This window comes from Marinobacter sp. es.048 (assembly GCF_900188435.1).
GTDB lineage: Bacteria > Pseudomonadota > Gammaproteobacteria > Pseudomonadales > Oleiphilaceae > Marinobacter.
On the sequence record NZ_FYFA01000002.1, the window covers coordinates 228024 to 241294 of the forward strand.

Below are 13271 nucleotides of genomic sequence, written 5' to 3' on the forward strand. Positions count from 1 at the left end.
CGCACTAATCCAGCTATTGTTGTTCACGTTCTTTGAGAATGCGCTGATACAGATCGCCATAGGTGCGAGCCCGCTGCTTCCAGGAATAATCGATTGCCATGCCGTTATCCTGCAACCGGCGCCACTGTTTGCGATTTTCAAAAAACTGGAGCGCCCGGCTTACGGTGGCCAGCAGGGACTCGGCGCTGGCGCCGGTAAAAACGAATCCGTTGGCCTTATCGATTCCAACCTCCTGAGGGTCCTGAACCGTATCGGCCAGTCCGCCGACACCGTGCACCAAGGGAATGGTGCCGTACCTGAGGCTGTACATCTGGTTGAGCCCGCAGGGTTCGAATTTCGAAGGCATCAGGAACAGGTCACAGCCGGCCGTGATGCGATGGGACAACCCCTCGTTGTAGCCCAGGGTGAGGGACATCTGCCCCGGCCATTGCCGTGAGAGTTGTTTCAGGGGTTCCTCGTAGCGGTCCTCCCCGGAACCGAGAATGACAAACTGGCAGTCCTGTTCGAGCAAAGCCGGCATCACGGACAGCATCCAGTCCACGCCTTTCTGTTCCACCAATCGACCGATAAAACCCAGTAACGGGCCACCGTTCACCTCCAGCCCAAGCTCTTGCTGCAGATTGGCCTGGCACTGGGCTTTGCTCTTCAGATGATCACGACCATAGTGAAACGCCAGCTCCGGATCTTCCTCCGGGTCCCAGACCCGAGTATCGATGCCGTTGAGAATGCCGGTCAATACGTGTTGCCTGTGCCGTAGCAGGCCATCAAGACCATTGCCGAATTCCGGAGTCTGAATCTCGCGAGCGTAGGTTGGGCTGACGGTGGTAATCCGGTCACTGAACACAAGGCCACCCTTGATGAAGGAGAGCTGGCCATAGAATTCCAGCTGCTCAAGACTCCAGAGTGAGTCAGGCAGACCCAGGGCACGGAACGTCTCCTGGGAGAACAGTCCCTGGTAGGCGAGGTTATGAATGGTAAACACGGTGCCGGGCCGGTCCTGGTATGCTTCAAGGAACACCGGTATAAGCCCGGTCTGCCAGTCATTGCAGTGCACCAGATCCGGCCTCCAGTTCAAACCTGCTTCGCCCATGGCGATCATGGCGCCCACTTTGCCAAACAGCTCAAACCGGTGGGCGTTGTCCCACCAGTCTTTCCCTTGCTCGTTTTTGTAGGGGTTGCCGGGGCGATCAAAAAGGGGCGGGCAGTCCACCAGCCAGAGTGTAACTGCGGTGCCCGGTAGCCTGGTTTGCCAAAGGCTGACATTGTACTGGCCGAGCTGGAAGCGGGCTTTTCTGCGGGAACCGGCCTTTCTGGCAGCCCTCACAGCGTCCGGGTAGCCGGGTAATAGAATCTGAACATCGTATTCGAGGCGGCAGAGCGCTTCCGGCAAGCTGGCAGAGACGTCGGCAAGACCGCCGGTCTTCACCAGTGGATAGACCTCACTGGTGGCAAAAAGGACCCGGATCATAACGCTGGCCTCAGGATAATCGCTCCCAGAGGTGGCAGGGTAAGCTCCAGCGACCAGTCCCGGTTCATCCAGGGCTGCTGGTCGGCAGGCATGGGATAGGGGTTACCGAGGTTGCTGCCACCATAGTACTCAGAATCGGAATTGAAAATTTCCCGCCAGTTACCGCCCTGGGGCAGCCCGATCCGGTAATGGTGTCTGGGCATTGGGGTGAAATTGACCACAATAACCGATGTCTCGCCTTTGGCCGTGCGCTGGAAGCTGATCACGGACTGAGGGGAATCATGGCAATCGATCCAATCGAAGCCGTCCGGGGTGAAGCAGGCACCGTGCAGCGAGACTTCTCGCCGGTATACGCCGTTCAGATCCTGGACCAGTTTTTTGATTCCCTGGTGTTCAGGATGCGCCAACAGTGACCAGTCCAGTTCCCGGGATTCGCTCCATTCACGGCGCTGACCAAATTCACCGCCCATAAACAGCAGTTTGGCGCCCGGATAGCTGAACATGTAGGTGAAGAGCAGCCGTAACGTTGCCCGCTGCTGCCATTCGTCGCCGGTCATTTTATTGATCAGGCTGCCTTTGCCATGCACCACCTCATCGTGAGACAGCGGCAGCAGGAAATTTTCCGAGAACGCATATAGTAGCCCGAACGTAAGCTTGTCGTGATGGTACTGGCGGTACACCGGATCCTGCGCCAGATAATCCAGGGTGTCGTGCATCCAGCCCATATTCCATTTGAGGTTGAACCCCAGGCCGCCAATTTCCGGTGGTCGTGTGACACGCGGCCAGGAGGTGGATTCTTCCGCACACACCAGCGTTCCCGGAAAGCGGCTCTGGCAGACCCGGTTCAGTTCCCGCAGAAACTCGATGGCTTCCAGGTTTTCATTGCCGCCATGTTCGTTGGGCAACCACTCGCCTTCCTTGCGGGAATAGTTGAGGTACAGCATGGACGCCACCGCATCCACACGCAGCCCGTCGATATGAAAGGCATCCAGCCAAAAGAGCGCACTGCCGATCAGGAAGTTCCGCACCTCGTGCCGGCCGTAATTGTAAATAAGAGTACCCCAGTCCTGGTGGCGCCCTTTGCGGGGATCTTCATGTTCATAAAGCGCGCTGCCATCAAACCGGGCAAGGGCGTGTTCATCGGTGGGGAAGTGCCCCGGTACCCAGTCCAATATCACGCCGATGTTGTGCCGGTGACACTGGTCTACCAGATAGCGAAGATCGTCCGGGGTGCCGAACCGACTCGTTGGAGCGTAGTAGCCCGTGGTCTGGTAACCCCAGGACTCATCCAGCGGGTGTTCAGTCACCGGCAAAAGCTCAATGTGGGTGAAGCCCAGTTCGAGTACATAGGGAATCAGCTGATCCGCCAGCTCTCGATAAGTCAGCCAACGGCCGGATCCGTGGTGGCGCCAGGAGGCAGCATGAACCTCGTAGATGGACACGGGAGAGTCCTGCCAGTTCCAGCGCCCCCGTCGGGCGAGCCAATCGCCATCGCCCCAGCCAAAATGGCCACGTTCAGTCACCACGGCGGCAGTAGAAGGCCTCAGTTCAAAGGCTTGCCCGTAGGGATCTGTTTTCAGGAGCTGATGGCCTTTCTCCGAGGTAATGGCAAATTTGTAGAGGGCACCGGTGCCAATGTCAGGAATAAAGCAGGACCAGACACCCGTTCCAGGGTGCGGAGCCATTGGGTGGGCATCAGAACTCCAGTGGTTGAAATCCCCGACAACGCTGACAGCTTTGGCATGAGGCGCCCAGACGGCGAACCGAACGCCTTCCACGCTGCGGCTCCGGCAAACATGAGCACCCAGCACATTGTAAATGTGCCAGTGGCGGCCTTCGCCAAAGAGATGAAGGTCGAATTCGCTGAGCGTTGGACTATCCATAGACCGAGCTGTTCCTGACCAGTTGGAGCGCAGTGGGCGTCCGTTCATTGGACGCGAAAGGGCCTGTGTAAAAAATGACCCAAAACAAGTTTACGTCATAATTCCGTGATAGTGTTCTAATATAGTTTAAGGCGTCCAAAACGTGGCAAGCCCTTGCGGTTAAATAACCGGTCACAGGGAAGGTTTTCTTCAGGGAAGCAGCTATGCATACGGCCCAGCGTTTCGTCAGTCGTCTCACTCGTCAGACTCTCGCACTGGTACTTGCAGGGGGGCGGGGCTCCCGCCTCTACGATCTCACCAAGTGGCGTGCCAAACCGGCGGTGCCATTTGGCGGCAAGTTCCGAATCATCGATTTTCCCCTTTCCAACTGCATCAACTCCGGCATAGGCCAGGTTGGCGTGATCACCCAGTACAAATCCCATTCCCTGATCCGCCACATTCAGCGGGGCTGGGGTTTTTTAAGGGGAGAGCTGGATGAGTTCGTCGAGCTGTTACCGGCCCAGCAACGCATCGAAACATCCTGGTATGAAGGAACTGCCGATGCTGTGCTCCAGAACCTCGACATCATTCGAAGTCACCGGCCTGAGTACGTACTGATTCTGGCGGGCGACCATGTGTACAAGATGGATTACGGCACCATGCTGGCCCATCACGTGGAAAATGATGCCGATATCACGGTTGGCTGTATCGAAGTCCCGATCGATGAAGCCTCGGCATTCGGGGTAATGTCGGTCGATGATGAACTCAGAGTTACTGAATTCGTGGAAAAGCCGGAGCAGCCCAAACCGATGCCAGGCCAACCAGGGAAGGCACTGGCGTCCATGGGAATTTACGTGTTCAGCACTCAGGTGCTTTTTGATGAATTGATGCGTGACCAGCAGTTGGATGGGGAATCTTCCCACGATTTCGGCAAGGACATTATCCCTTCCGTGATCAAACGCCTGCGTGTGGTCGCGTTCCCGTTCCGCAACCCTATTCAGAACAAACCAGCCTACTGGAGGGACGTAGGCACCGTCGACGCACTCTGGCAGGCAAACCTTGAGCTGATCGGCATTAGCCCGGAACTGAACCTTTACGATTCTCACTGGCCCATATGGACCTACCAGGAACAGTTGCCACCGGCAAAATTCGTGTTCGACGATGACAATCGCCGTGGAATGGCGGTGGATTCCATGGTGGCCGGTGGCTGCATCGTGTCCGGCGCTCTGGTGAAACATTCACTGCTATTCTCACAAGTTAAAGTGCACTCTTTTAGTGAAGTATCAGATTCGGTTATCTATCCGGACGTGGATATTGGCCGCCACTGCCATATCCGAAATGCGTTGATTGATCGGGGATGCCGCATTCCGGAAGGCACTCGCATCGGGTTTGACGAGGCCGAAGACCGGAAACGGTTTCATGTTTCCCCCAAAGGTATTGTGCTGATCACGCCCGAGATGCTCGGGCAGGATTATCCCCATGGCCTCTGACACCAAAACGCCGGTTGTACTATGCTGGCATATGCACCAGCCGTCCTATCAGGATATGCGTACCAATCAGTTCCTGTTCCCCTGGGTGTACCTACATACCATCAAGGATTACAGCGACATGGCCGCGCATCTGGAAGCGAATCCAGACGCGCGAGCGGTGGTCAATTTCGCGCCTGTTCTGCTTGAGCAGATCGAAACCTACCTGATCCAGATAGAGCGTTGGCGCCACGCTGCCGGAGAGATTGGTGACCCTCTGCTGTCCGCTTTGGTCGCGGAGAAACTTCCGGAAACCGGTACGCCGGCTTTTCTGGGTCTGATGGAGAAGTCCCTGCGGGCCAATCGGGAGCGGATCATCAATCGCTATCCCGCATACGCACGGTTGGCAGAATTGGCCGAGCTTTACCGCGGGAAACCGGAACTTCAGAGGTACGTTTCCAGCCGTTTACTTTCGGATCTTCTGGTCTGGTACCACTTGGGCTGGATGGGGGAGACCATCCGCCGAAAAAGCCACTGCATTCAGAGCCTTCAGGAAAAAGGCCAAAACTTCTCGATGGATGACCGGCGTGCATTGCTGGATGTGATTTTTGATGTGTTATCCGGCATCGGCCCCAGGTACCGTCATCTCGCCGAGAAAGGCCAGGTTGAACTCTCGGTCAGCCCCTATACCCATGCCATGCTGCCGTTGCTCATCGACCTGACGTCCGCCCGCGAGGCATTGCCAGACATCGCCTTGCCGGTTCACAGTCATTATCCGGGCGGTGAGGAACGGGCTGGCTGGCAGCTACAGCAAGCAAAAGCGGTATTTCAGAGGTTCTTCGGCGTTGATCCGACCGGTTGCTGGGCCTCGGAGGGCGGCCTCAGCCAGGCCACTCTGGGCTTGCTGGACCAACATCAGTTCCGATGGACAGCAAGCGGGGATTCCGTGGTTCACAACAGTCTTAACCGCGCCAGAGAGACGAACCCGGAATTGTCGGATTACGGCATCCATCGGCCCTACACCTTCGGTGAATCGGCCACATCTGTGTTCTTTCGGGACGACGGCCTATCAGACCTTATCGGGTTTAGCTACGCGGACTGGCACGCCAAGGACGCCGTTGGCAACCTGGTTCACCACATGGAAAACATCGCCGGCCAGAGCAAAGGCAAAGCGCGGCCTGTGATTTCCGTGATTATGGATGGCGAGAACGCCTGGGAGTATTATCCGGAAAATGGCTTTCATTTCCTGGATGAACTCTACCGAGTACTTGCGAACCACCCCAGGCTGAAACTGACCACCTACAGCGATTTGGTTGCGAACCCGGTCACCGAGGCGGTTCATCTGCCATATCTGGTGGCCGGAAGCTGGATATACGGCACTTTTTCCACCTGGATTGGTGATCCGGACAAGAACCGCGCCTGGGATCTGCTGTGTGAAGCGAAAACCCACTTTGACCGCGTGATGGACAACGGCAGCCTCAACTCAGAACAAAAAGAGGCCGCCATGGAACAACTGGCGATCTGTGAAGGCTCCGACTGGTTCTGGTGGTTTGGCGACTACAACCCGGCCCAGATCGTTAGCGACTTCGAGCATCTTTATCGCCGCCACCTGGTAAACCTCTATGAAATGATCGGTTACCCGGCACCGCCTTCGGTATTCCAGCAGCTAAGCCAGGGAAGTGGAGAACCGGCCCGCGGTGGCACCATGCGACCAGGACACGAGGCGGATAATCCGGCATGACGTTTGCCAACGCCAACGACCTGTTCAGTGTCAGAAGGGCGGGTGTCCTTCTGCATCCAACCTGCCTGCCGGGCACCTTGGGTGTGCTGGGGGCTGGCGCGCGCCGTTTCGTCGATTTTCTGGCCGCCAGTGGTATCACCGTCTGGCAGACTCTGCCTGTCGGCCCGACACATCAGGACCTTTCCCCCTATCAGTCCCTGAGCGCTCACGCGGGCAACCAGGATTTCATCGACCTATCCGAATTGCTGCAGGCTGGCCTGCTGGCAGACACGGAGCTCACGCAGCCCATTGCCGAGTCACGCCGACAGCTACTGGGCATTGCGGCCCAACGTTTTTTCGAAGGCACAGGGGAAGCCAGGAACGGCCTTGATCTGGCCGGTTTTGAGGAATTCCGTGCAAAAAACGACTACTGGCTGGATGATTTCTGCCTTTTCTGCGCAATCCGGGAGGTTCAGGATTCACCGGGGTGGCTTCAATGGCCAGAGCCTCTGAGAGACCGCGATCCGGCCGCACTGCAGATATTTATCGACCAGAACCAGTCACGGTTGGCCCGAATACGATTTGAGCAGTTTCTCTTTAATCATCAGTGGCAGGCACTGCGCGATTATGCGCGTGGCAAGGGAATCCTGCTGTTTGGTGATATTCCTATTTTTGTCGCGCACGACAGCTCTGATGTCTGGGCCAATCGACATCTGTTCAAGCTGGACGAGCGGGGCGGTCCGACAGTCGTTGCCGGTGTCCCGCCGGATTACTTTTCCGTCGATGGACAGCACTGGGGAAACCCGCTCTACAACTGGCAGGCGATGGCTGTAGATGAATACAAGTGGTGGTTGGAAAGGCTCGAGAGCCAGCGCCATCTTTTTGATCTGATCCGGATTGATCATTTTCGCGGACTTCAGGCTTACTGGGAAATTCCCGCCGAGACGCCGGCACCAAGAAATGGCTATTGGGTCTCGGGACCCGCGGATCATTTTCTCCAGGCCTGCTTCAATCGGTTCCCGGATTTGCCATTGGTGGCCGAAAATCTGGGCATCATCAGTGACGATGTGGAAGAACTTCGTCAACGATTCCAGCTGCCGGGAATGACGGTAATGCAGTTTGGTTTCGACGGCAGCCCCAACAATCCACACCTGCTGCACAACCATCATACCCGGGATCTTGTGTACACCGGCACTCACGACAATGACACCACGTTGGGCTGGTACCGAAGCCTGGACGATCATACCCGGCGCTATGTGAATGAATACCTGGGAACCAACGGTGACGGTATGCCGTGGCCCGTTATTGAGGCTGCTTTCCGTTCCGTTTGCTCTCTGGCTGTTGTCCCCATGCAGGATTTCCTCGGGCTGGGAACAGAGGCACGATTCAACACGCCCGGCACCATTACAAATAACTGGATTTGGCAACTGAACTGGAATTTTTCTGAGGAAGACCTGTCGAAAACTATCGCTGACGCAGTAAAGCGACATGGGCGCCTACCCCAGGACTGACCATTTTTTGATCAGCATCAACGAAGCGCTCCCAAATCTTCGATATAAAACACAGGCAGTATCAACAATTGGCGTTCTGGATGAGTCACAGGGGGGAAACATGGAACACAGACTCAGTAAACGCGTAGCGGGAAAGCTCGGCCTGTTGGTATACAAACGCGGGATGCCGGTGGCAACCGGACAGATCCGCGATGCTTCCAAACGTGGGCTGTTCATTGCCACAGACTACACCGACGTTCAGTTAAACCAGACCGTAGAACTGGAATTCCGTTTTCCGGACACCCAGGAAAAGCAGTTTCGTCGCCTCAAGGCCCACGTGGTCCGAAAGTCAGACAATGGATTGGGTGTCGACTTTGAAGGGATTGAGAACGACAGTTTCACCATCTCTTCATTGGTTCACTGGCTGAAAAACCATCATATGCCCGTCAACTATTTCCCGGCTCGCCGGCAGCAAGCCTATTAAATTGGTCAGGGAGATCTTTCATGGAACGACTCAAGGGTAAGGTTGCTGTCATAACGGGTGGCTCCGTAGGCATCGGAGCTGCAACCGCAACCCGTATGGCGGAAGAGGGCGCTGCCGTCGCCATACTGGATGTTCAGGACTCCGCAGGTAAAACTCTCGCAAAAGAGCTCGCAGACCTTGGGCTCAAGGCCGATTATTGGCACTGTGATGTAAGTAAGGAGCAAGAGGTAAAACGGGTACTGGACGACGTTGCCAAAACCTTCGGAAACGTGACAGTACTGGTCAACAACGCCGGTATCGCGGGTGCCAACAAGCCCACCCATGAGCTGACCGAGAAAGAGTGGGATCACGTGCAGACTGTGAACGTGAAAGGTGTGTTTTTCTGCACCAAGCATGCCATTCCCCACATGAAAAAGGCGGGGGTTGGCAGCATTATCAACCTGTCGTCGATCTACGGCCTGGTGAGCGCGCCTGATATCCCGCCATATCACGCGTCCAAAGGCGCCGTGCGACTGATGTCCAAAACCGACGCTCTTTTTTATGCCACTGAAAACATTCGCTGCAACTCCATCCATCCCGGATTTATCTGGACCCCGTTGGTTGAGGCTCACCTTAAAACCACCGGGCAAGACCCTGAAGAAGCCAGAAAAGCAACGGCGGCGATGCATCCGGTGGGTCACATGGGCGAACCGGACGATATTGCCTGGGGTGCCGTCTATCTTGCCTCGGACGAGTCCAAGTTTGTGACTGGCAGTGAACTGGTGATTGATGGCGGTTATACCGCTCGCTGATATCCCGACCAACCTGAGCGGAGCTCGAATTTGACGCTGGCAGCCTATACCCCGCGGTTCATGCCGGAATCCCTGAACGGACTGTTTCAGCTGGCATTGGACCTGCGATGGACGTGGCACCATGGCACCGATGATCTTTGGCGTGCCCTTGATGCAGAAATCTGGGACACCACCCGCAACGCCTGGCTGGTGTTGAACAGTGTATCTGGCGACAGGCTGGAAGAGCTTGCCACAGATCCTGAATTCCAGCAGCGCTACCGTAATCAGATGTCGGCCCATGGTGAGTTTATCCGGGCCGACACCTGGTATTCCTCGGAGTGTCCGGGAAACATGGCCGAAGGCATTGCCTATTTCTGCATGGAATACGGACTGAGCGAATCTCTCCCGCTATACAGCGGTGGACTCGGCGTACTGGCCGGGGATTTCCTCAAGGCGTCGAGTGATCTGGGTGTCCCCGTGATGGCCGTAGGCCTGCTTTACCAGCAGGGCTATTTCCGTCAGGCCATCAGTACCGATGGCAAACAGCTGGAATTCTACCCTTATAACGACCCGACGATGCTACCGGTTTCTCCCCTGAGGGACGAAGAAGGCCAGTGGGTGAGGGTGGTTGTACCTTTCCCCGGGCGACACGTGCGCCTTCGCGCCTGGAAAGCACAGGTGGGCCGTTGCGAATTGCTACTGCTTGATAGCAACGACCCGCGCAATGAACCCGGCGACCGGGGGATCACCAGTGAGCTTTACACCGGCGATCCGGAAAAGCGCCTGCAACAGGAAATGGTGCTGGGAATTGGGGGCTGGCGTCTGCTTGAACAGTTGGGCCGAAAACCCGCTCTCTGCCATCTCAATGAGGGGCATTGCGCGCTCGCACTGATTGAGCGTGCTTTCAGCTGGCAGGACCAATACGACAGCGATTTTCAGGTTGCCCGTACCGCAACGAGAGCAACCAATCTCTTTACCACGCACACCTCGGTGGCCTCCGGCTTTGACCATTTTTCCCGATCCCTACTGCGCTTGTATCTGGCGCCATGGCTTGATGGACGCGACCTGGATGTCGACCAGTTGATGGCCTTGGGAACTGAAAGCACCGAAACAGGTGATGAAACAGGATCCCCAAAGCTCAACATGGCCCTGCTCGCGCTGAACATGAGCGGACGTTTTAATGGCGTCAGCCGTATCCACCAAAAGGTTACCCAGACCATTTTTCAGCCCTTCTTTCCCCGCTGGCCCGCCGAGGATATCCCCGCAGACTATGTGACCAATGGTATCCACACGCCCAGCTGGGATTCACCGGAATCTGACGCTATCTGGACCCAGGCCTGCGGCAAGGACCGCTGGCGCAGGCCACTTCAGAAATCCTGCCCCATGACGGAAATCACCGATGAGGCCTTATGGGAAATGAGGCGCCTGCAGCGAACCCGACTGATCAGTTATCTGCGCCGACGGCTCTCAAGCCAGCACTGTGAGCAAAACCCGGGCTTTGACCATTCTGCCGCCTGTGGGCTGCTACTGGATCATGAAACCCTGACTCTGGGCTTTGCCCGGCGCTTTACCGAATACAAACGACCAGACCTGCTACTCAAGGACCAGGATCGACTGCTCAAGCTCCTGGCAAGCCGTGACCGCCCTCTGCAAATTGTCCTTGCCGGCAAGGCTCATCCCTATGATCTGCCCGGAAAGGACATCATCCGTCAGTGGAAAGCCTTTTCCCGCCGACCGGATGTAGAAGGCAAGGTCGTGTTCATTGAAGATTATGATCTGGGTGTGGCCAACCAGTTGATCCAGGGTGTAGACGTCTGGCTGAACTGCCCGAGACATCCATGGGAAGCCTGTGGCACAAGTGGCATGAAGGTGCTGGTGAATGGAGGTTTGAACCTGTCCCAATACGACGGCTGGTGGGCGGAGGCCTGGAACCAGGATGTGGGCTGGGCCATTCGCCCCGGCGCAACCTTTGATGAACTGAGCTGCTCAAACAACCATGACCACGACCTTTCTGACATGAATGAGCTGTTTGATCTTCTGGAAAATGAGGTGATCCCGGGCTTCTACGACGTAGATAACGACGGTATCCCCCGCAAATGGCTGAGACGGATACGTGCCAGCATGGACCAGCTGACGGCGGCGTACTCTGCCAATCGAATGGTGCGTGAGTACGTGGAACAGTTCTACCTGCCCATGGCTGATAAAGGCGGCAAACGCACGCGGGAAACCTCGAAGGAACTGTTGGACGAATACAACACAATAACGCGGCATTGGCCGCGACTGAGATTTAACAGCTTCAATACCACCGAATCATCAGAAGGCCAAACCTGCACGGTGGAAGTCTATCTGGATGGAATCGACGAACAGCGGATTACGGTGGAGCTGGTGGCGGAAAAATCAGCGTATGGGCCGAGAACCGTAGCAGCCATGGAAATGAGGCACCCGCTCAGTGGTTCTGCCCACACCTATCTATACGAATGCACGGTGCCTTCAAGACCGGAAGGGCACTATACCCCTCGGCTTCGCGTGTGTGATGATCGGCTGAACCTGCCACTGGAGAATCCCGCCATACTCTGGCTCAAGTAATCCTCAGCTTCGCCAGAACGCCGGCGAAAGAACGATCACGACGCTCAGGATTTCCAGACGCCCCATCAACATACCCACCGAAAGTACCCATTTTGCGGCATCAGGCAGGGGCCCGAAGTTCCCTGCAGGGCCGATGATGTCACCCAGACCTGGGCCGACGTTGGTCAGCGAGGTGAGGGCGCCTGAAAGCGCTGTCACGAAATCCAGCTGCATCGCAGCCAGCGCAACGGTGATCAGCAACAGGCAAAGCAGAAAAATAAACGTGTAGGCGATCATCGAGGAGATAATCTCATCACTCACGGCCCGGCCATTGTAATTTCGGGTGAACACGGCGCGGGGGTGCAGCAAACGCATCAACTGCTCGCGCAGAACAATCAACGACAGCTGGAACCGGAAAATCTTCATACCACCAGCGGTAGATCCGGAACACCCGCCCACAAACATCAGAAAGAAGAACAGTACAAACGCCAGCGGCCCCCACGCCGAATAGTCCTCGGAAGCATAACCGGTGGTGGTTACCACGGACGTCACGTTAAACAGAGTGGCTGCGTAGTTGTGAACGGGATCAAACGGAACGGGAGAAACCATCCAGCGGTAGAGCGTCAGTAAAAGAGGCACGAAAAACAGGATCGCCAGGAACAGACGGACCTGCTGGTCCCGGAGCAGAACACCGTGCTGGCCGTGAAGCTCCCGGACAAACAGGAAGAACGGCAGGCTGCCGATGATCATGAAAAAGGTGGCTTCCATGAGGATCAGATCATTGAACTTGCCCATGGACAGATCCGAGGTGGAAAAGCCACCGGTGGCGATGCTGGTAAGGCCATGGTTAAAGGCATCGAACAGGGTCATGCCGGACAGCCAATAGGTCGTCACAGCAATGATCGAAAACCCGACATAAACCAGCAAAAGACCCCGGCTGAGGGTTTTCATCCTTGGCAGGGCCTTGTCTGTCCATTCTGACGACTCTGTGGCGAACAGCCGCATGCCGCCCACTCGGAGAAAAGGCAGCACAGCAACGAACATACCGATAATCCCGATACCTCCAATCCATTGCAGGATTGAGCGCCAGATCAACAGATCGTGGTCCATATCATCCAGGCCACTCAACACGGTCGCACCGGTCGTTGTAATTCCTGAAGTACCCTCAAAGAATGCATCCGCTGCAGAAATGCCGAGGTCACTCAGGTAGAACGGCAGAGCGGAAAACAACGCGATAATGAACCAGGACGATACCGTGAGGACAAACATGAACCGGGGCTTCAAATCCCGCGGCTTGCGATAGGTAGCGGCCATGCCCAGGATGCCAAGACCGCAGGCAATAGCGGCTGATTCCGCAAACGCCATGGCATTCGGCGTTTCGGAGCCCGCAAGTAGAATGACAGGCAAAGTCATGAAAATGCTCAGAAGCACAAACATGACGCTGAC

9 protein-coding genes are annotated in these 13271 nt (G+C 56.2%); 6 read left to right on the forward strand and 3 right to left on the reverse strand.

Going from position 1 to position 13271, the window contains the following annotated elements; genetic code table 11:
- Nucleotides 1–13: 13 nt before the first annotated feature.
- A complete protein-coding gene (gene glgA, locus CFT65_RS12095; RefSeq protein WP_088828395.1) occupies nt 14–1468 on the reverse strand; it encodes a glycogen synthase GlgA in 1455 nt (484 codons plus the stop codon).
- The gene (glgB, locus tag CFT65_RS12100) at nt 1465–3351 is read right to left on the reverse strand and encodes a 1,4-alpha-glucan branching protein GlgB (RefSeq protein WP_088828396.1); all 1887 of its coding nucleotides are present in this window, start codon (nt 3349–3351) and stop codon (nt 1465–1467) included. Before glgB ends, glgA begins: the two co-directional genes overlap by 4 nt.
- Before the next feature lie 203 nt (nt 3352–3554).
- Here glgB and glgC point away from each other — a divergent pair, with 203 nt between their 5' ends.
- The 6 genes from glgC to glgP all read left to right on the forward strand — a co-directional run bounded on the left by glgC (nt 3555) and on the right by glgP (nt 11846).
- Nucleotides 3555–4820 (forward strand): glucose-1-phosphate adenylyltransferase, encoded by a 1266-nt coding sequence (glgC, locus tag CFT65_RS12105; RefSeq protein WP_088828397.1) that lies wholly within the window; start codon nt 3555–3557, stop codon nt 4818–4820.
- Nucleotides 4810–6537 (forward strand): glycoside hydrolase family 57 protein, encoded by a 1728-nt coding sequence (locus CFT65_RS12110; RefSeq protein WP_088828398.1) that lies wholly within the window; start codon nt 4810–4812, stop codon nt 6535–6537. The genes glgC and CFT65_RS12110 overlap by 11 nt, the downstream gene beginning before the upstream one ends.
- The gene (malQ, locus tag CFT65_RS12115; RefSeq protein ID WP_088828399.1) at nt 6534–8027 is read left to right on the forward strand and encodes a 4-alpha-glucanotransferase; all 1494 of its coding nucleotides are present in this window, start codon (nt 6534–6536) and stop codon (nt 8025–8027) included. The genes CFT65_RS12110 and malQ overlap by 4 nt, the downstream gene beginning before the upstream one ends.
- Nucleotides 8028–8127: 100 nt before the next feature.
- Nucleotides 8128–8490, forward strand: coding sequence for a PilZ domain-containing protein (locus CFT65_RS12120; RefSeq protein ID WP_088829546.1), 363 nt, complete (start codon nt 8128–8130; stop codon nt 8488–8490).
- A gap of 20 nt (nt 8491–8510) precedes the next feature.
- Nucleotides 8511–9281 (forward strand): SDR family NAD(P)-dependent oxidoreductase, encoded by a 771-nt coding sequence (locus CFT65_RS12125; RefSeq protein WP_088828400.1) that lies wholly within the window; start codon nt 8511–8513, stop codon nt 9279–9281.
- A gap of 30 nt (nt 9282–9311) precedes the next feature.
- Nucleotides 9312–11846 carry an alpha-glucan family phosphorylase gene (gene glgP / locus CFT65_RS12130; RefSeq protein ID WP_088828401.1) on the forward strand — a complete coding sequence of 845 codons (2535 nt, stop codon included), beginning with the start codon at nt 9312–9314 and terminating at the stop codon, nt 11844–11846.
- A 3-nt stretch (nt 11847–11849) separates the two neighbouring features.
- On the opposite strand, the gene CFT65_RS12135 is transcribed toward glgP, so the two are convergent.
- A complete protein-coding gene (locus CFT65_RS12135) occupies nt 11850–13262 on the reverse strand; it encodes a TrkH family potassium uptake protein (RefSeq protein ID WP_172408515.1) in 1413 nt (470 codons plus the stop codon).
- Between the last annotated feature and the right edge of the window lie 9 nt (nt 13263–13271).